General features: G+C 64.5%; 21 protein-coding genes. 8 read left to right on the top strand and 13 right to left on the bottom strand.

Going from position 1 to position 25,054, the window contains the following annotated elements:
* Positions 1-18 precede the first annotated feature (18 nt).
* From ureE to ureG, 3 genes are read left to right on the top strand one after another with little or no spacing between them, the layout of a single operon-like run.
* On the top strand, positions 19-639 hold the full coding sequence (ureE, locus tag WS46_RS12885; protein ID WP_059690760.1) for an urease accessory protein UreE: 621 nt from the start codon (positions 19-21) through the stop codon (positions 637-639).
* Complete coding sequence (locus WS46_RS12880; RefSeq protein ID WP_059690759.1) at positions 626-1,306, top strand: urease accessory protein UreF; 681 nt, start codon at positions 626-628, stop codon at positions 1,304-1,306. Before ureE ends, WS46_RS12880 begins: the two co-directional genes overlap by 14 nt.
* Before the next feature lie 14 nt (positions 1,307-1,320).
* Positions 1,321-1,968 carry an urease accessory protein UreG gene (gene ureG, locus WS46_RS12875; protein WP_059690758.1) on the top strand — a complete coding sequence of 216 codons (648 nt, stop codon included), beginning with the start codon at positions 1,321-1,323 and terminating at the stop codon, positions 1,966-1,968.
* 60 nt (positions 1,969-2,028) lie between these two features.
* Here the strand turns inward: ureG and waaA are convergent, their stop codons facing one another.
* The 4 genes from waaA to WS46_RS12855 form a co-directional block, all read right to left on the bottom strand.
* Positions 2,029-3,396, bottom strand: a complete 1,368-nt coding sequence (gene waaA, locus WS46_RS12870; protein WP_059690757.1) for a lipid IV(A) 3-deoxy-D-manno-octulosonic acid transferase — start codon at positions 3,394-3,396, stop codon at positions 2,029-2,031.
* Between the two features lie 37 nt (positions 3,397-3,433).
* The gene (locus tag WS46_RS12865; RefSeq protein WP_059530314.1) at positions 3,434-4,318 is read right to left on the bottom strand and encodes a Kdo hydroxylase family protein; all 885 of its coding nucleotides are present in this window, start codon (positions 4,316-4,318) and stop codon (positions 3,434-3,436) included.
* 43 nt (positions 4,319-4,361) lie between these two features.
* Positions 4,362-5,357 (bottom strand): lipopolysaccharide heptosyltransferase I, encoded by a 996-nt coding sequence (gene waaC / locus WS46_RS12860; protein ID WP_059530317.1) that lies wholly within the window; start codon positions 5,355-5,357, stop codon positions 4,362-4,364.
* Between the two features lie 177 nt (positions 5,358-5,534).
* Positions 5,535-6,929, bottom strand: a complete 1,395-nt coding sequence (locus tag WS46_RS12855) for a phosphomannomutase/phosphoglucomutase (RefSeq protein ID WP_059690756.1) — start codon at positions 6,927-6,929, stop codon at positions 5,535-5,537.
* A gap of 242 nt (positions 6,930-7,171) precedes the next feature.
* Here WS46_RS12855 and WS46_RS12850 point away from each other — a divergent pair, with 242 nt between their 5' ends.
* Genes WS46_RS12850 through WS46_RS12830 form a run of 5 tightly spaced genes read left to right on the top strand, consistent with a single transcriptional unit; the run spans position 7,172 to position 12,600 of the window.
* The gene (locus WS46_RS12850; RefSeq protein WP_059690755.1) at positions 7,172-8,428 is read left to right on the top strand and encodes a lipopolysaccharide biosynthesis protein; all 1,257 of its coding nucleotides are present in this window, start codon (positions 7,172-7,174) and stop codon (positions 8,426-8,428) included.
* Positions 8,425-9,249, top strand: a complete 825-nt coding sequence (locus WS46_RS12845) for a glycosyltransferase (RefSeq protein ID WP_059690754.1) — start codon at positions 8,425-8,427, stop codon at positions 9,247-9,249. Before WS46_RS12850 ends, WS46_RS12845 begins: the two co-directional genes overlap by 4 nt.
* 43 nt (positions 9,250-9,292) lie before the next feature.
* Positions 9,293-10,429 (top strand): glycosyltransferase family 4 protein, encoded by a 1,137-nt coding sequence (locus tag WS46_RS12840; RefSeq protein ID WP_059690753.1) that lies wholly within the window; start codon positions 9,293-9,295, stop codon positions 10,427-10,429.
* A 14-nt stretch (positions 10,430-10,443) separates the two neighbouring features.
* A complete protein-coding gene (gene galE, locus WS46_RS12835; protein ID WP_059530331.1) occupies positions 10,444-11,466 on the top strand; it encodes a UDP-glucose 4-epimerase GalE in 1,023 nt (340 codons plus the stop codon).
* A 27-nt stretch (positions 11,467-11,493) separates the two neighbouring features.
* Positions 11,494-12,600 (top strand): glycosyltransferase, encoded by a 1,107-nt coding sequence (locus WS46_RS12830; protein WP_059530334.1) that lies wholly within the window; start codon positions 11,494-11,496, stop codon positions 12,598-12,600.
* A 93-nt stretch (positions 12,601-12,693) separates the two neighbouring features.
* Here the strand turns inward: WS46_RS12830 and WS46_RS12825 are convergent, their stop codons facing one another.
* From WS46_RS12825 to gmd, 9 genes are all read right to left on the bottom strand, one after another.
* Positions 12,694-15,042, bottom strand: a complete 2,349-nt coding sequence (locus tag WS46_RS12825) for a protease pro-enzyme activation domain-containing protein (protein ID WP_257129984.1) — start codon at positions 15,040-15,042, stop codon at positions 12,694-12,696.
* Positions 15,043-15,361: 319 nt separating this feature from the next.
* The gene (locus WS46_RS12820) at positions 15,362-17,245 is read right to left on the bottom strand and encodes a nucleoside-diphosphate sugar epimerase/dehydratase (RefSeq protein ID WP_059690752.1); all 1,884 of its coding nucleotides are present in this window, start codon (positions 17,243-17,245) and stop codon (positions 15,362-15,364) included.
* Between the two features lie 12 nt (positions 17,246-17,257).
* Positions 17,258-18,274 (bottom strand): glycosyltransferase family 4 protein, encoded by a 1,017-nt coding sequence (locus WS46_RS12815; RefSeq protein ID WP_059690751.1) that lies wholly within the window; start codon positions 18,272-18,274, stop codon positions 17,258-17,260.
* Positions 18,275-18,279: 5 nt separating this feature from the next.
* Complete coding sequence (locus WS46_RS33805) at positions 18,280-19,248, bottom strand: SDR family oxidoreductase (RefSeq protein ID WP_082725324.1); 969 nt, start codon at positions 19,246-19,248, stop codon at positions 18,280-18,282.
* A 137-nt stretch (positions 19,249-19,385) separates the two neighbouring features.
* Complete coding sequence (locus WS46_RS12805; protein ID WP_059690749.1) at positions 19,386-20,528, bottom strand: acyltransferase; 1,143 nt, start codon at positions 20,526-20,528, stop codon at positions 19,386-19,388.
* Between the two features lie 252 nt (positions 20,529-20,780).
* Positions 20,781-21,992, bottom strand: a complete 1,212-nt coding sequence (locus WS46_RS12800) for a glycosyltransferase (protein WP_059690748.1) — start codon at positions 21,990-21,992, stop codon at positions 20,781-20,783.
* Positions 21,989-23,065: a glycosyltransferase family 1 protein gene (locus WS46_RS12795; RefSeq protein WP_059690747.1), complete on the bottom strand. Its 1,077-nt coding sequence runs from the start codon at positions 23,063-23,065 to the stop codon at positions 21,989-21,991. The genes WS46_RS12800 and WS46_RS12795 overlap by 4 nt, the downstream gene beginning before the upstream one ends.
* Before the next feature lie 43 nt (positions 23,066-23,108).
* Positions 23,109-24,026 (bottom strand): NAD-dependent epimerase/dehydratase family protein, encoded by a 918-nt coding sequence (locus WS46_RS12790; protein WP_059690746.1) that lies wholly within the window; start codon positions 24,024-24,026, stop codon positions 23,109-23,111.
* A complete protein-coding gene (gmd, locus tag WS46_RS12785) occupies positions 24,004-25,044 on the bottom strand; it encodes a GDP-mannose 4,6-dehydratase (RefSeq protein WP_059690745.1) in 1,041 nt (346 codons plus the stop codon). Before gmd ends, WS46_RS12790 begins: the two co-directional genes overlap by 23 nt.
* Positions 25,045-25,054: the final 10 nt, after the last annotated feature.

The raw sequence follows: 25,054 nt of genomic DNA, 5'->3' as shown, positions 1-25,054 counted from the left end.
TTTCCGGTTTTTCGTTCCATGCGCACCCTCGACAAACGCATTGCCCCGAACGTGAAGCTCGCCGCGTCGCTCGTCGCGCGCGCGCCGACGCTCACGCTCGCCTATGACGCCCGCTGCAAGAGCCGCCTCGCGGCGACGCTCGACACCGGCGAGGACGTTGCGGTCCTGCTGCCGCGCGGCACCGTGCTGCGCGACGGCGACGTGCTCGTCGCCGACGACGGCGCGCTCGTGCGCGTCGCCGCGGCGCCCGAGACCGTGCTGCTCGTGCGCGCGACCGATCCGCTCACGCTGATGCGCGCCGCGTATCACCTCGGCAACCGTCACACGCCGGTCGAGATCGGCGACGGCTACCTCAAGCTCGAAGCCGATCCCGTGCTCGCGGACATGCTGCGCCGGCTCGGCACGCAGGTCGAAGAAACCAGCGCACCGTTCCAGCCGGAAGCCGGCGCATACGGCGGCGGCCACAAGCATGGACACGACGCGACGTTCGCCGAGGACTACGCACTCGCGCAGCAGGTATTCGGCGAGCATCACGGCCACTCGCACGATCACGATCACGATCACGATCACGATCACGATCACGATCATCGGCATGGTCCGGGCTGCGCGCACGGCCACCACGGTCATGACCACCACTGAGCTCGTCGCGCTGCTGCATCTCGCGTCGCCCGCGCTGCCGATCGGCGCGTTCAGCTATTCGCAGGGACTCGAAGCCGCGCTCGACGCGAACCTGATCCGCGACGCCGACACCGCGCGCGACTGGATCGCGAGCGGGCTGACCGACGTGCTCGCGCACGGCGAGCTGCCGTTCCTCGCGCACCAGCTCGCGCGCTGGCACGCGCACGACGCAGATGCGCTCGCACGCGAGAACGCGTGGTTCGTCGCGAGCCGCGAATCGTCGGAGCTGCGCCGCGAAACCGAGCAGATGGGCTGGTCGCTCGCGCAACTCAGCGCGTCGCTCGAATGGGGCGATGCCGCGCGCCGCGCGACGCTCGCGTCGATCTCGCCGATCGCGCTGCCGACGGCGTTCGCCTACGCGGCCGCCGCGCACGATGCCGGCGCCGACGCGACGCTCGCCGCCTACGCATTCGGCTGGGTCGAGAACCAGACGTCGGCCGCGCTGAAAGCCGTGCCGCTCGGCCAGCTCGCCGGCCAGCGCATCATCGTCGCGCTGCGCGGCGCGATCGACGCGGCCGTGCGCCGCGCGCTCGCGACGCCGCCCGACGCCATCAACACGTTCGCGCCGCAGTTGGGCATCCTGTCCGCGCGGCACGAAACCCAGTATTCGCGGTTGTTCCGCTCCTGAATCCCACCCACGCCATGAACGCACCCGCTCCCTCCTCCGCCCGCCGCACCAAGAAACTGCCGCCGCTGCGCGTCGGCATCGGCGGCCCGGTCGGCTCCGGCAAGACCACGCTGCTCGAAATGCTGTGCAAGGCGATGCGCGAGCGCTACGACCTCGTCGCGATCACGAACGACATCTACACGAAAGAAGACCAGCGCCTGCTGACGGTCGCGGGCGCGCTGCCCGAGGAACGCATCATGGGCGTCGAGACGGGCGGCTGCCCGCATACGGCGATCCGCGAGGATGCATCGATCAACCTCGAGGCCGTCGACCGGATGCTGTCGCGCTTTCCCGACGCCGACATCGTGTTCATCGAATCGGGTGGCGACAATCTCGCGGCGACGTTCAGCCCCGAGCTGTCGGACCTGACGATCTACGTGATCGACGTCGCGGGCGGCGAGAAGATTCCGCGCAAGGGCGGCCCCGGCATCACGAAGTCCGACCTGCTCGTGATCAACAAGACGGACCTCGCGCCGCTCGTCGGCGCGAACCTCGACGTGATGGCGTCGGACACGAAGAAGATGCGCGGCGAGCGGCCTTACGTGATGACGAACCTGAAGGCGCTCGACGGCGTCGCGGACGTGATTGCGTTCATCGAGAAGAAGGGGTTGTTGACAGTGTGAGCGACGCGGCGGCAGCATGCCGCCACGTCTACCCGGGGGAAACGGCCTTGCGCCGCCCGCTTAGTCGTCGGACGCGTCGGCTGCGTCGGCTGCGCCGTGCATCGCACGCCCGCCGCGCTCGACCGGCGGCAGCAGCGCCGCGAGCACGTCGACCGAGCGCGCGGTCGCGCCGCGATGGCGCGACGCGAACGCGGCGCCCGCCGCGCCCATCGCGATGCGCCGTGCCTTGTCGGCGAACAGCGCGTCGAGCACGTGCGCGAGATCGAGCGGATCCGCGACCTGCATCGCCGCGCCGGCCGCGACCGCATCGGCGGTCGCCTGCGTGAAGTTGAACACGTGCGGCCCGATCAGCACCGGCACGCCGACCGCGCAGGCCTCGATCAGGTTCTGCCCGCCGAGCGGCAGCAGGCTGCCGCCAATGAACGCGACGTCGGCGGCCGCGTAGTACGCGCCGAGCTCACCCATCGAATCGCCTAGCAGCACCGTCACGTCGGCCGGCAACGGTTCGGACGCGGCGGGCCGACCCGCGGCAAGCGCCGCCGCGTCCGCACCCCACACCGAACGCCGCACACACTTGAACCCGTTGCGCTCGACGAGCGCCTCGACTTCGGCGAAGCGCTGCGGATGACGCGGCACAAGAATGAGGAGCGCGCCGGGCGTGTTCATCGCGGCGAACGCCTGCAGCACCAGTGCCTCCTCGTTCTCGCGCGTGCTGGCGGCGACCCACACCGGCCGCGTGCCGATCGCGTCGCGCCATGCATGGCCGCGCGCCGCCAGCTCAGGCGGCGTCGTCATGTCGAACTTCAGGTTGCCGAGCACGGTCACGTTGCGTGCGCCGAGCGACGTCAGCCGCTCGGCGTCGGCCGGGCTCTGCGCGAGCACGCGCGAGAAGCCGCCGAACACGTCGCGCGTCGCCGCGCCGAACTTCGCCGCACGTCGATGCGAGCGCGCGGACATCCGCGCGTTGGTCAGCACGAGCGGCACGTCCGCGCGGCGGCACTCGTCGATCAGCGTCGGCCACACCTCGGTTTCCATCACGAGACCCAGCGTCGGCCGCCATGCGCGCAGGAAGCGCCGCACCGCGCCCGGCATGTCGTACGGCAGATAGCAGCGCAGCACGCGATCGCCGAAGATCTGCTCGCCGGTCGCGCGACCGCTCGGCGTCATGTGCGTGAGCAGAATGCGCGCGTCGGGACGCGCATGCATCAGCGCGTCGATCAGCGGCTGCGCGGCACGCGTCTCGCCGACCGACACCGCATGCACCCAGATCAGCGGCGTGCGATCGTCCGGCGACCGGCCCGCGACGTGACCGAAGCGCTCGCCGATGTGCTCGCGATAGCCGCGCTCCTTGCGCGAACGCACATAGAGCCGGATGACCGCGATCGGCGCGACGAGCCACCACAGCGCGCGATAGATCGCCCTCAGCATGCGCGGGCTCCGAAACCGTGAAGGATGCGGTGCGCGCTCAAACCAGCGCCCTGCCCTGCAGGCGCTCGAGAATCCCGAGCGGTGCACATTCGCGACGCACCATCGCGTCGACCGGCAGGAAGAAGGTCTGCTCGAGCATGAACTGGCCGGACATCACAGCGTGCGAAGTCTGGTCCGAGAAACATATCCACACGCTGCCCGGCGGAAACGGCATCGTCTGCTGCGGGCAGGTCTTCTGGTAGTCGAGATCGGCCTTCATGCTGTCGTGCAGGTTCAGCATCAGGTGGTCGTATGCGCTGCGCGGCGACTTCGTCACGTGCAGCAGGTTCAGCAGCCACGCCGAACCCGGGAACTGCGGCCGGATCTTCGGCAGGAAACGCTTCGCGACGTCCTCGAACGGCTCGCCGACGCGCCACACGCGCGGCTGGCCGGCCGGGTTCACGTTCGTGAACACGCGCAGGATCCGCTCGCCGTAGTTCGGCCGCGACGGGAACGCGTCGACGTGCAGCCGGCTGTCGTCCTTGCGCCAGGACGTCTGGCGCGTCTCGACCTGCATCAGCCGCAGGCTCGTCGGCGCGACGCGCAGCTTGCCGCGGTATTCGGGAAAGAGGCCGTCGACGAGCGTGCCGGCCTGCTGCTGGAAGCGCGCGACCAGCGCGCGCACGGCCGACTGCGTGACGCTGTCGCCGAGCACGCCGGCGAGCGCACCGCCGTTCGGCGCGAGGCTGATGTTCTTGCGTTTCGGATCGGCGAGCGCCGGATCGAGCAGCGCTTCCTCGCCGCCTTCGATCGCGAAGCGCAGGTGCGGGAAATACAGCACCTTGCCTTCCTCGACCGCGGCGAGCAGCTGCTCGCGCGGCACCGACAGGTTGTGTCCGCTCCAGTCGGCGGACGGGACTTCGATGATCTGGGATTCGCTCATGATCGGTTCGCGTGCGTGACGGGCAGGGCAGGCATGACGGGCATCACAGCAGACCGAAGCCCGCGAGCACCGCCTTCACCTGCGAGATCGACGGCGGCTGCCCCGCCGTGCCGAGGTTGACGACGTTCGGCGACCAGTAACCGCCGGTGCGCCAGGCCGTCGCGAAATTGTACAGTTCGACCGTCGGACGCTTCAGCGCGGCCGCGATGTGAACCAGACCTGTATCAACCCCGACCGTCGCGGCCGCGCCGTCGATCAGGCCGACGACCGCCGGCAGCGACAGTTTCGGCGGCACGATCGCCGCCGCGCCGAACTCCTTCGCGAGCCGCTCGCTGGTCGCGCGCTCCGCGTCGTTGCCCCACGGCAGCACGAGCGACGCGCCGCGCCGCACGAGCGCCTGGCCGAGCTCGATCCAGGCGGCGTCCGGCCACTGCTTGTCGGCGCGCGACGTCGCATGCACGAACACCACGTACGGCACCGGCAGGTTCAGGCCGAGCGCCGCGACCGCGAGCGCCGCCGCACGCGTATCGAGGCCGAAGTCGACCGGATCGGCCGGCGTCGGCGCCGGGTCGCCCAGCGCGGCCGCGACCAGCTGGCGCGAACGCTCGACCACGTGCGTGCGCGGCGCGATCGGCACGCGCTTGCGATAGAAGAAACGCACCGGCCATTCGTAGCCCGCGCCATCGGTGCGGTTGCCGAGGCCCGCGAGCGGGCCGCGCGCCCAGCTCGCGACCCACGCCGTCTTGATGAGCCCCTGGCAGTCGATCACGAGGTCGTACTGCTCGGCCGCGAGGCGCTTGCGGAACGCGCGGATCTCGCGCCACGTCGCACCCGAGAACGGCTTCTTGCGCCAGCGGCGCAGCGAGAACGGCAGCACGTCGCGCACGCCGTCGACGAGCCGCACGAGGTCGACGAAGCTCTCCTCGACGAGCCAGTCGATCTGCGCGTCGGGGTGGCGACGCCGGATATCGGCGATCACCGGCATGTTGTGCACGACGTCGCCCAGCGACGACACGCGCACGATCAGGATCTTTTGCACGCTGAAAAAACGCCGGCGGACGGCCGGCGACAGGCATAAAGACGCGATTTTATCGCGCCCGGGGGACCACACAGGCAAAAAGCGGCCGCACGCCGTCGGCGTGCGCCGCTTTTCGGGGATGGCGCGACGATCGTTCGACCATCGTCGCGCCGGCGGCGGCCCGCAGGCCGCCAGGGTTCAGAACGGCAGCTTGACGTCCGGCTTCGCGGCCGTCAGCACGCGGCGGAAGTCGTCCTGGATGCGCTTGAGCCCTTCCTCGGTCTCGGATTCGAACCGCATCACGACGACCGGCGTCGTGTTCGACGAACGCGCGAGGCCGAAGCCGTCCGGATATTCGACGCGCAGGCCGTCGATCGTCACGACCTCGTCCGCGCCGTCGAATTTCGCCTCTTTCTGCAGCTTCTCGATCAGGCGGAAGTTCTCGCCTTCGTCGAGCCAGAGCTGCAGTTCGGGCGTGCTCATCGCGTCCGGCAGCGCGTTCAGCAGCGCGCTCGGATCGGCCGCCTTCGCGAGAATCTCGAGCAGGCGCGCGCCCGTGTAGAGACCGTCGTCGAAACCGTACCAGCGATCCTTGAAGAACACGTGGCCGCTCATCTCGCCCGCGAGCGGTGCGCCCGTCTCGCGCAGCTTCGCCTTCACGAGCGAATGGCCCGTCTTCCACATCAGCGGCTCGCCGCCCTTCGCCTTCACCCACTGCGCGAGATGGCGCGTGCACTTCACGTCGTAGATGATCTGCGCGCCCGGGTTGCGCGACAGCACTTCCTCCGCGAACAGCATCAGCTGGCGGTCCGGGAAGATGATCTGGCCGTCCTTCGTGACGACGCCCAGGCGGTCGCCGTCGCCGTCGAACGCGAAGCCGAGCTCGGCATCGGTGTCCTTCAGCGCCTGGATCACGTCCTGCAGGTTTTCCGGGTGCGCGGGATCGGGGTGGTGGTTCGGGAACGTGCCGTCGATGTCGGTGAAGCGCTCGACGAGTTCGCAGCCGAGCGCCTTGAACAGGCGCGTCGCGAGCGGGCCCGCGACGCCGTTGCCGGCGTCGACGACGAGCTTCAGCGGGCGCGCGAGCTTCACGTCGCCGACGATGCGCTCGATGTACTGGTCGGCGACGTCGAATGCCTCGTACGAGCCGCTGCCCGTCTCGTAGCGCTCGTCGACGATGCGGCGGTACAGCGCCTGGATCTGCTCGCCGTAGATCGCCGCGCCGCGCAGCACCATCTTGAAGCCGTTGTAGTCGGGCGGGTTGTGGCTGCCCGTGACGACGATGCACGAATCGACGCGACGCTCGCCGCCCTTCAGCGCAAGCGGCACGCTCGCCGCGAAATAGCCGACCGGCGTGGGCACCATGCCGACGTCGACGACGTCGACGCCCGCCGCACGCAGGCCATCGGCGAGTGCGCCGACGAGCTCGGGCCCCGACAGGCGGCCGTCGCGCGCGACGACGACCGCGTCGCCGCCCTGTGCGCGCACTTCGCTGCCGAATGCCCGGCCGATCCCGCGCGCCGTGTCGGCGTCGAGCGTCTTGCCGACCACACCGCGAATGTCATATGCCTTGAAGATGGATTGGGAGATCATCGATTCTCTCTCGGTTGCGTGCATGGAAAATAATCTGGCCGCCTTTCGCGCATGCCCGGCATCATACATGCGGGCCCGGCGCTGCAAGGAACGGGACGGCTGGAGCGGCCCCGATCCAACTTATAATCGCGGGTTTTGATGACGCGGATTCCGTCCATTTTAATGCCTAGCCGTTCCGCCGCCGCCACCCTGCCGCCTCCGGGCGCCCTGCCGGCCGCCTCGCGCGCGCGCGGCTGCCCCGCATGCTGAAGCGATTCGGCAACCCGGACGTCGCGAAGGCCGTCGCGAACCTCGTCTGGCTGGGGCTCGAACGGCTCACGCAGATCGGCGTCGCGATCGCGATCAGCGGTCTTCTGGCCCGTTATTTCGGGCCGGACGTGTTCGGCAAATGGCAGTATGCGAATACGCTTCTCCTCGTACTGGCACCGCTCACCTGGGTGTGCGGCGCCGAAATCCTGGTTCCGACCATCGTCCAGCGCCCGCCCGCGCAACTCGGCGCGGTGCTCGGCAGCGCCTTCGCGCTGCGCATCGGCGTGTCGGCCGCCGCGCTCGTCGCGACCTGGGTCGCGATCGGCGCCGGCGCGTTCGACCCGCTCGTCGGCGCGATGCTCGCGGGCCTCGCGGTCACGATGGTGTTCCGCGAGCCGTTCGTCGGCGTGATCAACGCGTGGCTGCAGAGCATGACCTACAGCAAGCCGCAGCTCGTGACCAGCATGGTCACCGCGCTGGCGAAGGCGCTGTGCGTCTGGCTGCTGGTCCGCGCGGCCGCCGGCCCCGCCCGCTTCGCATGGCTGTGGGCGCTGGAGGCCGCCGCGATCGGCTTCGCGCTGCTGCTCTACTACCGCCATCGTAACGGCGGCACGCTCGGCTGGACGTTCGACAAACCGCTGTTCGGGCACTTCGCCACCGCCGGCACCGTGTTCTGGCTCGGCCTGATCTGCATGTATCTGTTCCTGAAGCTCGACCGCCTGATGCTCGAGCGTCACGTGTCGTTCGCCGACCTCGGCCGCTATTCGGCGGCCCAGCAGCTCAACGAGAACTGGATCACGCTCGCACTGATGCTCGCGCAGACCATCGCGCCCGCGTTCGTGTACCGCGTGCAGGACGTCGCGCGGCTGCGCCGCAACATCGTCCGGCTGATCGCGATGACCGCCGGCCTGATGACGGTCGGCGCGCTGGTGCTGGATGCGGCCGCGCCGCTCATCGTCGGCAAGGTGTTCGGCCGCGGCTACGAGGCGTCGGTCGACATCTTCCGCTGGGCCGTCTGGCTGTCCGTGCCGGCCGGCATCGAGGCGATAGGCAATCTTATCGTTCTCAAATATCAAGCAAAATTCGTGTTGCTGGCGAAATGGGTGCTCGCGCTCGCGATCGCCGCGCTCGTCAACGTGTTCGCCATCCCCCGGCTCGGCCTGTACGGCGCGCTCGTCGGGCTGGCGGCCGGCTATGTTGCCGCCGCCGCCGTTAATTTTTATTACATTCGTATCAAGCTGCGCCCATGACGTCTCCCGATTGCCCGCCCCCGCTCGACGACGTGGCCGTGCTGATGCCGGCCTACAACGGCCACGACGACGTCGTGCGCACCCTCGCGTCGTTTCGTGAGGACGCGCCGGTGCACGTGCTGATCGTCGACGACGGCAGCACGCCGCCGATCGCGGCGCCCGACCTGCCCGGCCTCGCGGTCGAGGTGCTGCGCATGCCGCAAAACGGCGGCATCGAGCGCGCGCTCGAGGCCGGCATCGACGCGCTCGCGGCGCGCGGCTTCCGCTATGCGGCCCGCATCGACGCCGGCGACCTCGCCGCGCCGCAGCGCCTCGCGAAAGAGCGCGCGTATCTCGACACCCACCCGCGCGTGGCCTGCGTCGGCATGTGGACCCAGGTCGTGTCGCGCGCCGGCGAGCCGCGCTTCATGCTGACGCCGCCCGCCGATCCGCGCACGCTGCGCCGCACGCGCTTCCTGCGCTCGCCGCTCGTGCATCCATCGGTCATGTTGCGCATCGACGCGGTGCGCGAAGTCGGCAACTATCGGGCGAAGTACCGCGCGGCCGAGGATCTCGATCTTTTTTTACGGTTAATGCAACGCTACGATTGCGCGAACCTGCCCGAGCTCGGCCTCTACTACGAGCTCAACGAGGGCGGGATCAGCGCGACCAAGCGCCGCCGCCAGCTGATATCGACGCTATCGCTGCTGCTGCGACACTTCAACGTTCTGAACCCGTACGACTGGGCCGGCCTCGCCAAGAACCTGCTGCATTTCGTGACGCCGTACCGCACGTTGCAGCGGATCAAGCGGACGCTGTTCGCGGCGCGCCCGTCCGCGTAGCCCGCATCCGGCATTTTCGACGCTTTATTTTTTCTTTTTTTTCATGTCCGCTACCTCCTCGCTGCGCATCGCGCTCGTCTGCAACACGGCCTGGGCGATCTACACGTACCGCCACGGGCTGATCCGTGCGCTCGTCGCGCGCGGCGCCGAGGTCATCGTGATCGCGCCGCACGACCGCACGGTGCCCCTGCTCGAGCAAATGGGCTGCCGCTACGTCGCGCTCGCCGTCGCGTCGAAAGGCACGAGCCCGCGCGAGGATCTCGGCACGCTTGCCGCGCTCGTGCGCCATTACCGCGCGCTCAAGCCCGATCTCGTGTTCCATTACACGATCAAGCCGAACATCTACGGGTCGATCGCGGCGTGGCTCGCGCGCGTGCCGTCGATCGCGGTCACCACCGGCCTCGGCTACGTGTTCATCCAGAAAAGCCGCGCGGCCAGCGTCGCGAAGCGCCTGTACCGGTTCGCGTTCCGCTTTCCGCGTGAAGTCTGGTTCCTGAACCGCGACGATCTCGCGACCTTCACCGACGAGCGGTTGCTCGCGCATCCCGACCGAGCGCGGCTGCTGCACGGCGAAGGCGTCGATCTCGAACAGTTCGCGCCGGTGCCGCTGCCCGCCGGGCGCGGCCCGGTGTTCATCCTGATCGGCCGGCTGCTGTGGGACAAGGGCGTGCGCGAATACGTCGAGGCCGCGCGCGTCGTGCGGGCCCGCTACCCGGACGCGCGCTTCCAGCTGCTCGGGCCGCTCGGCGTCGACAATCCGAGCGCGATCGGCCGCGCGGACGTCGACGCGTGGGTCGGCGAAGGCGTCGTCGAGTATCTCGGCGAGGCGCACGACGTGCGCCCGCACATCGCGGCGGCCGACTGCGTCGTGCTGCCGTCGTACCGCGAGGGCGTGCCGCGCACGCTGATGGAAGCGTCCGCGATGGGCCGCCCGATCGTGGCGACCGACGTGCCGGGCTGCCGCGACGTCGTGGCCGACGGCGAAACCGGCTTCCTGTGCCGCGTGCGCGACAGCGCGAGCCTCGCCGAGCAGTTGATCCGCATGATCGAACTCGGGACCGCCGGGCGCGATGCGATGGGCGCGCGCGGCCGCCGCAAGGTCGCCGCTGAATTCGACGAGCAGCAGGTCGTCGAACGCTACCGGCAGACCATTCATACATTGACCGGCATCACACTCTGAAGGAGCGCATCAGCATGACCGCTAAAGGCACCATCCTCGTTACCGGCGGTGCGGGCTACATCGGCTCGCACACGGCCGTCGAGCTGCTCGACAACGGCTACGATGTCGTGATCGTCGACAACCTCGTCAACAGCAAGGCCGAGTCCGTCCGGCGCATCGAACGGATCACGGGCAGGACGCCCGCGTTCCACCAGGTCGACGTGTGCGACGAAGCCGCGCTCGCGAAAGTGTTCGACGCACATCCGATCACGGGCACGATCCATTTCGCGGCGCTCAAGGCGGTCGGCGAATCGGTCGCGAAGCCGCTCGAGTATTACCAGAACAACCTCGGCGGACTGCTCTCCGTGCTCAAGATCATGCGCGAGCGCAACGTCAAGCAATTCGTGTTCAGTTCGTCCGCCACCGTGTACGGCGTGCCGGAGCGCTCGCCGATCGACGAATCGTTCCCGCTGTCCGCGACCAACCCGTACGGCCAGTCGAAGCTGATCGCCGAGCAGATTCTGCGCGATCTCGAGGTATCGGACCCGTCGTGGCGCATCGCGACGCTGCGCTACTTCAACCCGGTCGGCGCGCATGCGAGCGGGCTGATCGGCGAGGATCCGGCCGGCATCCCGAACAACCTGATGCCGTACGTCGCGCAGGTCGCGGTCGGCAAGCTCGAGAAGCTGCGCGTATTCGGCTCCGACTACCCGACGCCGGACGGCACCGGCGTGCGCGACTACATCCACGTCGTCGATCTCGCGAAGGGGCACATCGCCGCGCTCGACGCGCTCGCGAAGCGCGATGCGAGCTTCGTCGTGAACCTCGGCACGGGCCAGGGTTACAGCGTGCTGGAAGTCGTGCGCGCGTTCGAGAAGGCGTCGGGCCGCCCGGTGCCGTACGAACTCGTCGCGCGCCGCCCGGGCGACATCGCCGAGTGCTACGCGAATCCGCAGGCCGCCGCCGACCTCATCGGCTGGCGCGCGACGCTCGGGATCGAGGAGATGTGCGCCGACCACTGGAAATGGCAGGAGGGGAACCCCCGCGGTTTTGTATAATCCGCTGTCCATTTTTCGAGCGATCCCATGCTCAGCTTCGCGTCCGGCTTCATCGTCTCCCTGCTCGTCACGCTGTTCATCGTGCGCTATGCGCATCTGCACGAGAAATTCTCGATCGACAGCGATCTGGCCGGCGTGCAGAAATTCCACGTGCGGCCCGTGCCGCGCGTCGGGGGCATCGGGATCCTCGCCGGCGTCGTCATTGCCGCGCTGCTCCTGACCCGGCGCTATCCGACGATCGCCGGCAGCATTCTCGGCATCGTGGCCTGCGGGATGCCGGCGTTCCTCTCCGGGCTCGTCGAGGACCTGACCAAGCGCGTGTCGCCGCGCGCGCGGCTGCTGTGCACGATGGGCGCGGCCGCGCTGGCGTTCTGGCTGCTGAACATCGCGGTCACGCGCATCAGCGTGCCGCCGCTCGACTTCCTGCTCCACTACGTGGCCATTTCGGCGTTCATCACGGTGCTCGCGGTCGCCGCGCTGGCCAACGCGATCAACATCATCGACGGCTTCAACGGTCTCGCGTCGATGGTCAGCTTCATGATGTTCGCGTCGCTCGCCTACGTCGCATTCCACGTCAACGACCCGGTCGTGATGTCCGCGTCGATCATCATGATGGGCGCCGTGCTCGGCTTCTTCCTGTGGAATTTCCCGGCCGGCCTGATCTTCCTCGGCGACGGCGGCGCGTACTTCATCGGCTTCATGCTCGCCGAGCTCGCGATCATGCTGGTGATGCGCAATCGCGAAGTGTCGGCGTGGTATCCGGTGCTGCTGTTCATGTATCCGATCTTCGAGACCTGCTTCTCGATCTACCGGAAGAAGTTCATTCGCGGGATGTCGCCGGGGATTCCGGATGGCGTGCACCTGCACATGCTCGTGTACAAGCGGCTGATGCGATGGGCCGTCGGGACGAAACATGCGCATGACCTCACGCGGCGGAATTCGCTGACCTCACCTTATCTTTGGCTGCTGTGCCTCGTTGCCGTGATTCCGGCGACGCTGTTCTGGCGACACACGGTGCACCTGTTCGTTTTTGTGGTGCTGTTCGCGCTGACCTATGTGTGGCTGTACATCAGCATCGTCAGGTTCAGGGCGCCGCGGTGGATGGTGGTGAGGAAGGAGAAGCGCGGGCATTGAGGGGGGGCGGGTAACCTGCGTGCCGCCGCGTCGCACGGCCCGCCGTTGCTGACGGGACCGTGACGGTGCAAGCGCGAATCGATGGGTCACACGCTAGACCCCTCCGGTATTCGTGCTCCAGCGCGGCAGTTGCGTATAGATCACGACGTTACCGTCGTCCTGCAGGTAAGTTGCGGAACCTGAATAGCCGCCGGTACCGGAATTCCAGAGCGGCACACCTGTCGGATTGTAGACGACCAGATTGCCGTCCGTTTGCATCACCGCAAAGGCGCCCGGATGATTGTAGGTACCCGAACTCCACTGCGGAACGCCTTGACGAAGCAACACCAAATTTCCGTCTCCCTGCATGACCAGCACGTTCGCGCCATTGCCTGAAGTAAAACTTTGACCGCTGCTGAGAGTGACACCCCCCTTCCAGACGGCAGGGCCGCTTGTGGAGCTCGTATAGACGCTGGTACCAGTCGCTGTGGCAAACACGGGGACGTACGATCGGTAGATCACCATATTGCCGTCGTCCTGCGCGACAAGATACTGCCCGTAGGACGTGCCGCCGGTTGCCGAATACCACAGCACATTGCCGCTCGCACCGTAGACCACGAAGTTCCCATCGTTCTGGAAGACGGCATACGCTCCGGCGTTTCCGTACGTGCGGGAATTCCACACGGCGGCACCATTGGTCGTGTTGTATAGCACGAGGTTGCCATCATCCTGCATGACGAGCTCATGGCTTTTGGAAGCCGAATATACGATTTGCCCAGGCTTGAGCATCGTGCCTTCGTTGATCACGCCGCCATAGATCGGTGTCGTCGGTGCGCATATCGACGATTGCAGCGTGGTGACGATCGGCGAGCCCCAGCCGGTCACGAAGTCCCAGCCCGAACCGGCACTGTATGCGCCGTTACTGCCGTAGGTGATGTCGCGGAAGATCGATGGCGTCGTGGCTTGTGCACTGTATATCGTCGGTGCCGCGAAGCCGGGGTTCGTCGCGCAGCTGCCGGACAGGAGACGCGCCCAGGTCGCAGCAAACAACGGCGCGGACAGGCTCGTACCGCCCAGCGTCTCGAGTTGTCCGCCCACGATGATCTGCGCGCCGCTGTTGGGATCGGCGTCGAACGCGAGATCCGGCAGGCCCCGGAACGCCCGTCCCTTGAGCTGCGGCACGTTCGACTGCCAGGTCGGAATCGGCTCGAAGCCGCTGCTGCCGCCTCCGCCGGAGTCCCAGGCCATCTCGCCGCCATAGCTGCCGTTCCCGTTCGTATAGAGGCTGGTGCCGCCGACGGCCACGACGTAGGGCGAGCTGGCCGGATATTGCACCGACGTGCCGCTGCAGCCGTACGCAACGCTACCCGAATCGCCCGTGCTGACCGAAAAGGTCTGCCCCTGTGCGACGGCCATTTCGAACAGCACGTCCATCGAGGCGGTCGGCGCCCAGTTCTCGCATCCGCCGATCGACATGTTGACGACCCGCGCGGTGTTGTCCGACACGGCGCGATTGATCGCGAGCGCCATGTCGCTCCATGCGAAGGACGGCGCAACATAGAAGTTGATTTGCTTGACGCCGCCGGACATCCCGACGATGGTCTGGCTGTCGAGCGACCATTCGACGTTCGCGCTCGTGTCGGCGCTCGGCGTGCCGGCGTTGATCACCGAAACGGGTACGGCGGGCAACCGGTTGTTGGTTTCGAACGTCGTCAGGTCGATGACGGGTTGCGTCAGGTTCCCTTCCGCGATGATGCCCACCGTGGTGTTGCCGGCCGTCGGCGCGCTGCCGACGGAATAGATGCCCGGAAACTGCGTCGGGTTGTGGCCCACCATGATTGCGTTGGTCGTCGGCGACGTGTTTGCGGTTGGCGCACGGGCGGCCACGGACGCGCGCACGAAGTGCGGATGCAGGCGCGTCGCGGTATCGAGCCCCAGAACCGCTTGAACGACGCCGCCGAGTGCGTCCGGCACCGTCTCGGGGGCGGTGTTGATATGCGCGCGGCTGCCGTCGGCCATCGCGACGGGCACCAGCGTCGTCTTGAACACGCCGGATATCACGCCGGCCGGCGCATCGGCTTCGACGATCATGTTGTTGCCGGCAACGTTGATGTTCGTGAAGCCCTTACTTCCCAAATAGGCCTTCACCGTGGCGACCTGGTCGGCGGTGGGCGCGTAGCGCGCGACGATCTGCGCGGAGGTCAGCACGGCGCCGAAGCTGGCGCTGCCGGGCGTTCGCGCGTCCTGCACGAAGCGATGCAGTGCGGCTTGGTCGTTCGGCTTGAGTATGAGCACAACATGGACCGGCGCCGTCGCACTCATCGGCGCTGCACTCACCACGTTACCGGTGGCGCGCAGCGCCGACAATTTGCCGACCTGCGCAGTGGCGGTGACGGTCGACGCCGTCGGACTCTCGTCGCCGCCACACCCCGCGAGCGCGAACACCATGAGTGCCGCGCTCATTCCCCTTGCAATATGTTCCGCTTTCATCGGATTGGTATGGACCGTTGATCTCGTATTTGGCTTTTCACCTTTGTTCTTTACGGCAATCGGACGGCTACCTTGAGGAAAACATAGGAAGGAATCGGCCGGTAGTCAAATGAATGCACCGGTGGCCGCAGGTAGACCAGGATGGGCTGGTCCGCACCCGGATGGGAACGCTGACGCCGCGCAAATGCATCGGTCGATCCCGCCCCACGGCCAGATCAGCGGAACACAAAAAAAGCGCCCCAAGGGCGCTCTTTTTCTCGGCGTGTCCGACACACGCACGCGGCACTGATGCTCACTCGTTCGACACCGCCCGCGCGTCCGGCACACTCTGCAGCACAGGCGCAGCCGTCGACTGGTATTCCGGCACCCAACGTCGCAGATCGCGCCGGACTTCATCGTCGCTCAGCACGCGATTCTGCATCAGCCACGGCAGTAATTCGTCGAGCAAGTGATCCGGAACTTCGCGCGCACGTGCGATCCGCAGCTTGGGGTGCGGCGTGCGGGTCGTCGTCTCATCGTCCGCGAGCAGTTCCTCGTACAGCTTTTCGCCAGGCCGCAACCCCGTGAACTCGATCCGGATCTGCCCCTCCGAGAAGCCGTAGAGACGAATCAGGTCGCGAGCGAGATCGACGATCTTGACCGGCTCGCCCATGTCGAGAATGAATATCTCGCCGCCGTGGCCCATGCTCGACGCCTGCAGCACGAGTTGCGACGCCTCCGGAATCGTCATGAAGAAGCGCGTGATCTCCGGGTGCGTGACCGTCACCGGCCCGCCCTTCGCGATCTGCTGCTGGAACTTCGGAATCACGCTGCCTGCACTGCCGAGAACGTTGCCGAACCGCACGGTCTCGAACTGCGTACCGCCGCTTGTCTGCTGCAGAGCCTGGCACGCCATCTCGGCAAGACGCTTGCTCGCCCCCATGACGTTGGTCGGATTGACGGCCTTGTCGGTCGAAATCAGCACGAAATGACGGACGCCGTGGCGAATCGCCGCGCGCGCGACACGATACGTGCCGAGCACGTTGTTGCGCAGCGCCTGCCACGCATTGTGTTCTTCCATCAGCGGCACGTGCTTGTATGCGGCCGCATGGAACACGATGTGCGGCGCATAACGCGACATCACCTGGTCGAGCAGCAGCGAATCCTTCGCGTCGCCGATGATCGGCAGGACGGGCTGGTCGGGGAAACGCTCCCGCAACTCCTCGGCGAGCCGGTACATCGCGTATTCGGACAAATCGAATGCGACGAGCTGTGCCGGCGCAAAACGGAGGATTTGCCGGCACAGCTCGGAGCCGATCGAACCGCCCGCGCCCGTCACCATCACGACGCGGCCACGCAGCAGCGCTTCGACGTGCGGCGTGTCGATCGTCACGGCATCTCGGCCAAGCAAGTCCTCGAGGTCGATATTGCGCACCTGGGACAGGAACCCCTGCCCCGGCATCAACGCGGTCAGCGACGGCAGCACCATCGCCTTCACGCCTGCGCGCACGCATAGCGTCGCGACGCGGCGCTGCGTTTCGACGGACGCAGACGGAATCGCGATGATCGCGTATTCGACCTTCATCGCGTCGGTCCAGTGCTTCAGGTCGTTGAACGAGCCGAGCACCTTGTAGCCGTAGATCTCGCGCCCATGCTTCGTGACGTCGTCGTCGAGCAGGCCAACGAGGCGCCATTCGCCCGAGCGCGACAATTCGCGCGCGAGGCTCGCGCCGGCCGTGCCGGCACCGAGAACCAGCACCGGCTTGCCCTGTCCGACCAGACCACCGTACAGGTAGAACTCCTTCGTCGCCCGGTAGAGCGCACGAGCGCCGCCCATCAACAGGAACAACATTAGGGGCGACACAAGCAGCACCGAACGCGGGATGATCGGCGACGGCTGGAACATCACGGCCCCGATCATTACGATCACGCCACCACCGACCACCGCCTTCGAGATCCGCATCAGGTCGGGAAGACTTGCGAACACCCACAGGCCGCGGTACAGGCCGAATACGTGGAACATCAGCGCGTAGACGGGCAGCGTCCAGACGAGCGCGGTCATCGCGCCGCTCAGAAAATCGGACGGAACGCTGCCGTTGAATCGAACGAGATAGGCGAACAACCACGACGCGACAACCGCCGTCAGGTCGAACAGGAAAGCACTCAGCGACAGCCACGATGCTTTGGATCGCAACATCGGCAGGAAACCTCAAGAGTTGTTTTCGGTGGTCGACTGAAACCGGCGCCAGCGCACGTCGATCACCCATCCGATACATGCGAGAACGCCATACCATGCGAAAAACACCAGCCATTGCTGCTGTTCAGGGCGGCCCTTTGCCCACACGGCGACGATTATGCCGCCGAGCATGATGAGGTACCAATAAAGCGCGGTCCGTCGGTGACCCACCCCCGAGCGGACCATTCTCTGATAATAATGCTCCCGGTGCGCTTGCCAGAACTTTTCGCCGCGTAACAAACGTCGCAAAAGTGTTACAGAAGCGTCAGCGATAAAGGGCGCGAACACCAGCGCGGGAAACCAGATCGGCCAGGCCTCCGCGCGCCATCCCCAGTAGCCGACCGCACCCGCCAGGAATCCGAGCGGAATCGAGCCTGCGTCGCCGAGAAACAGGCGGGCGGGATGGAAGTTGAGCAACAGGAAGCCAAACGCCGCACCGGCCACGGCCGCGCCGGCCAAGACGAGATCGGGCAACGGATTCGCAGCGGTCAGCGCCGCGATCGCGTAAGCACCGAAGCCGAATAGCGCCATGCCGCCCGCGAGGCCGTCGGCCCCGTCCATGAAGTTGTACAGGTTCGTCAGCCAGACCATCACGAAGCCGACACCGACGAGCAGCCACCATGGCGCATCGGCCGGATAGACGACGATCAGTGCAACCACTGCCGCGAGGTGAGCGGAAAACCGCACACGGGCCGGCAGCCCGCGCCGGTCATCAATTTGCGACATCGCGGCCAGCCCCGCCGCCGCGGCGGCAATCAGCCATAGCGCCGGCGCGAGCGCCAGAAGCGCAACAACGCAGACCGGGACGATACCCCATCCGCCGACGCGTGGCGTCGGCAGCGTATGCAGCGAACGATCGTTCGGAATATCGGTAGCGAGCCGCCAGGCAAGGCCGGTCGCCAGCAGCATGCGCAGGATGGCCGTCGATGCGGCAGCAGTGCCCAAAGCCACCATAACGGCGGCAGTCCATACGGGTATCGGGACTAACATGTTGATTATTGTTTTGTATTCCGCGAACGATACCATGCCACCGTCGCTTCGAGACCTTGTCGCGTTGTATAAGGTGGCTGCCAGCCAAGCAACTGCTTGATCCGGCTCGTATCGAGTTGAAGGCTTCCAGTCAAGCGATCTACGGCCGCGCTACGACCGGTCAACCGACCAGCAAGCCGGAGCGCGGCAAGCGGTACTGGGAAAAGTCGCGCTGGTCGACCGAGTATCTCGCCCACCATCCGCAGCAGCCCGGCAATCGAAGGCGGGTCGTCGTCGGCAACATGAAAGCACTCATTCGCCGCGCGCGCATCGGTAATGCAGTGCAACAATGCATCCGCGAGATTGTTAACGCAGACGACACTCCGATGTGCGGTGATTGCACCTAGCGGCAACGGAATACCACGCGATACGGCGTCCATCATCCGCAGGAAATTTGCACGCACATCCGGGCCGTATACGAGTGGCGGGCGAACAAGCACTATCTCAAGACCGGTCTCTTCGCCAAATTGCCGAAGTCGTACTTCTGCGTCATGCTTCGAACGACCGTAAGCATCTTGAGGGCGGGCCGGCGTGTCTTCGTTCAGCGGTCGACCATCATCGGCCTCAGCGATCGCCTTGATACTGCTGACATACACGATTCGACGCACACCGTGCCTGCGGGCAGCTTCGGCGACACGTAACGTACCGTCAACATTCATCGCTTGAAAGGCGGCATCCGGATCTGCAGCCGAGTCATTCATCACATGTACACGTGCAGCAAGATGCACAACGCAATCAACGACATCAGGCGCGGCCGGCCAGTGCGTGCCGAAATCCTTAAATTCCGGGCCGGAATGCACCCATTCTTCCACGCCCGTCGGTGCCGTGCCGACGCGGCGAACGATGCCTGTAACCCGATGACCGCTTTCGACCAAGGTACGGCATAGGACGCGGCCCACGAAGCCGCTCGCCCCCGTTACCATGACATGCATCAGCGATGTTTCCCGGCAAAGTGATTGAGGAAGAAGCGCAAACATACCCGCCCGGACCGGTTGTGGTGCATGTTCGATGCTTCAATACCAAGCGCCAACAAGTATACCGGCTAGCTCCGGCCCTCGTGTGTCGGACACCATCATGTGGGCTCCGCGGACGTCTGCGCGTCAGGTGTCGGCTGACGTTGCTTCCATATATTAGCAGTCGGCATCTCGACGATTCGGTGCAGGATGTAGGCTATCGATATCGAAAACAGAATCGCGAGTGTCGCTGCTTGGTAATATCTGAAGCCATGGCTCATCAAAAATCGAATAATTGCGTATCCACTTACGGCGTGTACGAGATACAGTGGATAGCTAATGTCCGCAAAGAAATCGATAATTCTTACCCGCCTGAACCGTGCTCGCAGACTGAAACAAAGCGAGAAAACGACGAGTGCATAAAAGTAGTTAAGCGGGACTGCAATAAACTGACCAGCCAGCGGCGTCTTTGGCCAAGTAGCCAGAAAAATAACGAAGATGGCAGCGACCGAGCCAATGAGCGTCGCCGGGGAAATTCTGTTGTTCAGTCGAAAATTGAACAATGTGCCGATGAACAGAAAGCTAACCATCATGATCTGGTACTTGAAGTTAGTCAGCACCAACGCTAACGATCCAAAATGAATTGGTTCATCCCATGATGCGGGCCACCAAGTGACCAGTGCCATCACAGCAAGTGCAAAATTCACCAATGCCAGAGCCGATGCCCGTTTGATAAATGGCAACATCAACAACGCAGCAAAATAGAACAACACTTCGATACACAATGTCCAGTTGACCATATCGATGCTCGCGATATTCAACTCCTGATGCATCAGGAGAAGATTCCACATCACCTGATCGGGCGTAACGTAGTATTCGCCCCCCCAGTATCGCGTCGAGAGATAGATTGCACCCAATGTAACCAACGTCGCGGCCCAGTACGTTGGAAAAATCCTGAATAGTCGGGCTACAATGAATTTCATACCGCCCAGCTTCTCGACTGAGAACGGGATGACGAAACCGCTGATCAGAAAAAAGACCGCAACACCGAAAGGTCCATAGTTGAACGTTGGAGCAAAGAAAACATACGGGAAGATGCGTGGCGCCCCCCCTTCAACTATCGGGGCACCAATAGTGTGGGCGACTACGTCGCGACCGAACCAATAAACCCCTAGATAGTGGGCGATAATGACGGACAAGACAGCCAAACCACGCAACTGGTTTGCAAATACAATTTTGCCCTTTCCCTTCATTTGAGTCATGTCGTTATGATTTGAATATGTAACTGAATGAGGCCGCCGATCTACCACTTAAGACAATTTCGCCGATGCTTGGGAACGTCGGGGGCTTTCATGGTCGGGCTAAAGTCTTCCTTCGCGCACCAAGAAGAACCCTCCTACAATTTCTCAACATAGATCTCAGATTTTGGCGTCAAATCCATCGGACCGGAATCGAGCCGCTGCTACGCAGTTATATCAACAGAAACAGGTCCAGATTCCATTTTCCGCAAACCGTCATGTCACCCCGGACTTATCGCTCGACAACAATTCGGTAATGCGCTCCACCAATACTCGCGTCATATCGTCCCAGCTATGCTCACGTTCGACGAATTGCCGAGCATGTTCGGTCATTTCCACTGCGGCCGATGGGTGTTCAACCAACCACTCGATGCGCTCGACGAATGCCTCTGGCGTATCCGCGATCAGCAGATCCCGCCCACCGATAGCACCTAGGCCCTCGTGCCCCAACGAGGTGGTGACAACAGGTAGCCCGAGCGCCATGTATTCGAGAATTTTGTTCTGCACACCTGCACCGATACGCATCGGACACACGCCGATCACTCCGCCGTACGATGCCTGTGCGATCGAGGCGACACGGCCGGTTACCTCGACACCGTCGTATGCGCGGAAATGCTCAGCCAGCGTCGGTGCGATCGAACCGACGATCCGGAAGCGGTAGTCGGCTCGCTTGCGCAGCAACGGTAGCACGGTCTCCGCGAAATAGTGGCACATGTCCTGATTTTGGACCGTACGCATGTCGCCGACGAAAATCAAGACCCGACTCGCCATGCTGGGCGGCGTGTACGGGAGGTCCGACAGGTCCACACCGTTTGAGGATACTATTACCTTCTCGCCCGACTCGCCGGGAAACAGGTAGTCGCGGTCGGTCCGCGAAACCAGCACCGACAGGTCAAAATCGTCGACAATCGCGCGCTCGTAGTCGAGCAGGCGCTTCGCCTCGATACCGAACACGCGCGACTTCAGTCCGCGCGCGTTCTTCAGCTGCTTCACCCGGCTGTAGTTGAGCGAAATCGCATCGGTCATTTCCAGGATGCGCGGCTTGTCCGACTTGCGCACATACTCGGCACAACGCACGAGATGAACGAAGGCACCGTCGTGTGACGGCAGCAATCGCGCCACCGCCGCAGCAAATGCGCGGCTCCGGTAGTACGCGACCTGCAGCGGCGTGCGCGTGGGCAACGCAAGCAGGGTGTTCAGATATGATCGCCTGCGCGACAGAAAGACCCGCTCGACCCGGTCGAATATGCCGTCGACTGGCAACTCGGCGTGCATCTCCTCTTCGGAATCGCACATGCTCAGCAGCGTCAGCGAGAATCGGCGGGACAACGCTCGGCAGAGATGGTAGATCCGCAATTTGTCGCCGCCGATCACCGGATACGGAAACCTCGGTGTCAGCACCAGCAGCTTCTTCTTGCCCCGGTTCATGATAGATGCGCCCAGAAATCCTGGATCATCGGACGCACGGCGGACTCCGAAAAGGCACGCGCGCGTTCCATACCGGCGCCGTTCGCCACGTCGAATCGCGTGCTGTCACCCCATATCCGGCGGATTTGTTCCGACATCTCCTCCACCGAATAAGGATCGAACTGCAGGCCGCAATCGCCGACGATCTCGGGCATCGACGTCGTGTTGCTGCAGGCGACGGGCGTACCGGACGCCATCGCTTCCAGCAATGGGATCCCGAACCCTTCAAACAACGACGCAAAGATGAATGCGCGGGCCTGACGGTACTGCTCGCGCAATTCCTCTCGCGACACAAAACCGAGCAGTTCGACGACGCCCGTCAATCCAAGACCGGCCGCCCTGCCGAGAAAATGCGCGTGGTGGGCGGACTTGATCCCGGCGATCCGCAGCCGCGCGTCGTCACCAAGAGCCGGCCGCGCCGCGGCAAAGGCCTGCAACAGGCGATCGACGTTCTTGCTCGGCACCTCGCCCGCCACCGTGAACAGATACGGCCGGCGCGCGTGCTGATTCACCGGGGGGGCGAACCAGTCGTCCGAAATCATGCATGGAATGACGGGAACGTCGGCTTCGCGCAAGCCGAACCGATCCATCAGTTCACGCTGCGTGAATCGTGAGACAGTGAGCACCGTGTCCGCCCGGCGCACGAGCCGCGGGACCACCTGGCGGCGGTACATGCGTCCGACGGTCTGATACAGCGATCGCGCAGGTGGCAGTACATGCCATGGCTTCAGGTAGATCAGGTCATGAACGACCGCAACCACCCGCGTGTTGCCGGTCGAGCGCAGCGGACCCGTATTGTACGGGCACAGCAGATAGTCGAGCTTCTGCTCGCGGCACAGACGCGGCAACTCAACCTGCTCCCACCACGGAAAGAAACTGCCTCCTGCGCTGACGCACGGCCATGCGTCGGCACGCACGCCGCTCGGCCCCAAGCCCACCACGGACGCGCCGACCGGCTCCACCAATTGTCGGGCGTAGTGCCCCATGCCGCGGTAATTGCCCACCATCCAGGTGACATCCACCCCCAGCTTCACGCAGTGCTCCTCGACATTTACCTGCCCATGAAGAAAGTAGCCGTCATCCGCGCACTCCGTCGAACATCCAGCGCAGCGTACTCTCCAGCGGTATATCCTCGAGCGGCCCGACCGCGGCTTGCAACCGCGCGCCGTCGCCCTGCAATCGGCGCACTTCGTTCGCGCGCACGAACGCCTGATTGACACGGATCTCGATCGAATAGCCGGCAATCTGCTCCATCGTCGCGATCACCGACTTCAGCGACACCGCCCGTCCGGAGCAGACGTTGAACACGCCACCGGCGGGCGCGAGTCGCAGCAGACGCTGATACGCATCCACCACGCGGCGCACATCCGAAAAATCGCGCTCGACATCGATATTGCCGAGCTCGATCACGCGCTCGCCGCGCTGGAAATGACCGACAATCTTTGGCAGCAGGAACTGTGGTGATTGACCAACGCCCGTGTAGTTGAAGGGACGCGCGATAATAATCGGCAACTTGTCGTGCCACAAACGCGCCATGTATTCCATTGCCAGCTTGCTTACCGCGTAATCATTCGCTGGATTCGGTTCGACCGATTCGTCGATGATCTCCACCGCTGCGTTGCCATAGATGTTCGCACTGCTGGCCAACAAAACCGCATTCGGCTGTCTCCGCTGAGCCGCAAGGGCCTCCAGCAGATTACGCGTGCCGACGACGTTCGTGCGATAGATCGCGTCGACGTCACCATGTGCAACGAACGCGATCGCGGCGAGATGCGCGACCACGTCCGGCTGCACGTCTGCAACGACTCTCGCCAATTCCGCGCGGTCGCACAAATCCACCCGATACAAGTCAGCGCCGTTCGCCTCAGCACCGTGTGCCGTGCCAAACACGCGATAGCCGGCAGCCCTCAACGAGCGCGCCAGATAGTCACCAGTAAATCCGCCGAGCCCCGTGACGAGCGCGCGCGGCGCGTCAGAACGAAAAGCCGCGTTCATTGCGTCGCAAATCCGCTTCAACCATCATCGCGCACAGCTGTTCGAGCGTCGTCTTCGGCTCCCAGCCCAGCTTCTGCTTCGCCTTCTCCGGATTACCGATCAACAGGTCGACCTCGGCCGGACGATGGAATTTCGGATTAACGCGGACCACCGTCTTTCCGGTTGCGACATCAACGGCAATCTCATTCGCGTCGCTGCCCTTGAACTCGAGATCGACACCGGTCGCCTTGAATGCCATGCGCACGAAGTCACGCACGGTTTCTGTACGATTCGTAGCCAGTACAAAGGTATCCGGCTCGTCAGCCTGCAGCATGCGCCACATGCCTTCGACATATTCTTTCGCAAAGCCCCAGTCGCGCTTCGCGTCCATGTTGCCAAGCTCGAGCACGTCAAGCTGACCGAGTTTGATCTTGGCAACGGAGTCGGTGATCTTGCGCGTGACGAATTCCCGACCGCGCAGCGGCGATTCGTGATTGAACAGAATCCCGCTACAGCCAAAGATATCGTAGCTCTCGCGGTAGTTCACCGTGATCCAATGCGCATACAGTTTCGCTACGCCATACGGGCTGCGCGGATAAAACGGCGTCGACTCGATCTGCGGAATCGCCTGCACCTTGCCAAACATCTCTGATGTACTTGCCTGGTAGAAGCGAATCTTCGGATTGACGATGCGGATCGCCTCGAGCAGATTCAGCGGACCTATGCCGGTGATCTCTGCTGTCGTGACCGGCTGATCGAAGGACACTCCGACGAAGCTCTGCGCCGCCAGGTTGTAGACTTCCGTCGCGTCGGTCGTCTGCAGCAGACGGATGCTGGCTGACAAATCAGTCAGGTCGTACTCGACCAAATGCAGATTCGGATGCTTGGCGATGCCCAACTCTTCGATACGCCAGAAATTCACCGAGCTGGTGCGACGATAGGTACCGTAGACCGTGTAACCCTTGTCGAGCAGAAGCTCAGCAAGATAGGCACCGTCTTGGCCGGTGATACCGGTAATGATCGAAATTTTCTTAGACATAGTAGACCTG

This window comes from Burkholderia sp. RF4-BP95 (assembly GCF_001521985.1).
Lineage (GTDB): Bacteria > Pseudomonadota > Gammaproteobacteria > Burkholderiales > Burkholderiaceae > Burkholderia > Burkholderia diffusa.
Note: the sequence above shows the minus strand (reverse complement) of the source record. Positions and strands in the feature narration are given on the sequence as shown.

What these genes read in the sequence shown, in the direction of transcription:
- WS46_RS12855 (WP_059690756.1), bottom strand. Translation starts at nt 6,929, where the DNA reads ATGATCTCCCAATCCATCTTCAAGGCATATGACATTCGCGGTGTGGTC.
- WS46_RS12815 (WP_059690751.1), bottom strand. Translation starts at nt 18,274, where the DNA reads ATGTTAGTCCCGATACCCGTATGGACTGCCGCCGTTATGGTGGCTTTG.
- WS46_RS12880 (WP_059690759.1), top strand. Translation starts at nt 626, where the DNA reads ATGACCACCACTGAGCTCGTCGCGCTGCTGCATCTCGCGTCGCCCGCG.
- waaA (WP_059690757.1), bottom strand. Translation starts at nt 3,396, where the DNA reads ATGCTGAGGGCGATCTATCGCGCGCTGTGGTGGCTCGTCGCGCCGATC.
- gmd (WP_059690745.1), bottom strand. Translation starts at nt 25,044, where the DNA reads ATGTCTAAGAAAATTTCGATCATTACCGGTATCACCGGCCAAGACGGT.
- WS46_RS12845 (WP_059690754.1), top strand. Translation starts at nt 8,425, where the DNA reads ATGACGTCTCCCGATTGCCCGCCCCCGCTCGACGACGTGGCCGTGCTG.
- WS46_RS12830 (WP_059530334.1), top strand. Translation starts at nt 11,494, where the DNA reads ATGCTCAGCTTCGCGTCCGGCTTCATCGTCTCCCTGCTCGTCACGCTG.
- WS46_RS12820 (WP_059690752.1), bottom strand. Translation starts at nt 17,245, where the DNA reads ATGTTGCGATCCAAAGCATCGTGGCTGTCGCTGAGTGCTTTCCTGTTC.
- WS46_RS12805 (WP_059690749.1), bottom strand. Translation starts at nt 20,528, where the DNA reads ATGACTCAAATGAAGGGAAAGGGCAAAATTGTATTTGCAAACCAGTTG.
- WS46_RS12800 (WP_059690748.1), bottom strand. Translation starts at nt 21,992, where the DNA reads ATGAACCGGGGCAAGAAGAAGCTGCTGGTGCTGACACCGAGGTTTCCG.
- galE (WP_059530331.1), top strand. Translation starts at nt 10,444, where the DNA reads ATGACCGCTAAAGGCACCATCCTCGTTACCGGCGGTGCGGGCTACATC.
- WS46_RS12840 (WP_059690753.1), top strand. Translation starts at nt 9,293, where the DNA reads ATGTCCGCTACCTCCTCGCTGCGCATCGCGCTCGTCTGCAACACGGCC.
- ureE (WP_059690760.1), top strand. Translation starts at nt 19, where the DNA reads ATGCGCACCCTCGACAAACGCATTGCCCCGAACGTGAAGCTCGCCGCG.
- ureG (WP_059690758.1), top strand. Translation starts at nt 1,321, where the DNA reads ATGAACGCACCCGCTCCCTCCTCCGCCCGCCGCACCAAGAAACTGCCG.
- WS46_RS12865 (WP_059530314.1), bottom strand. Translation starts at nt 4,318, where the DNA reads ATGAGCGAATCCCAGATCATCGAAGTCCCGTCCGCCGACTGGAGCGGA.
- WS46_RS12825 (WP_257129984.1), bottom strand. Translation starts at nt 15,042, where the DNA reads ATGAGCGCGGCACTCATGGTGTTCGCGCTCGCGGGGTGTGGCGGCGAC.
- WS46_RS12850 (WP_059690755.1), top strand. Translation starts at nt 7,172, where the DNA reads ATGCTGAAGCGATTCGGCAACCCGGACGTCGCGAAGGCCGTCGCGAAC.
- WS46_RS12790 (WP_059690746.1), bottom strand. Translation starts at nt 24,026, where the DNA reads ATGAACGCGGCTTTTCGTTCTGACGCGCCGCGCGCGCTCGTCACGGGG.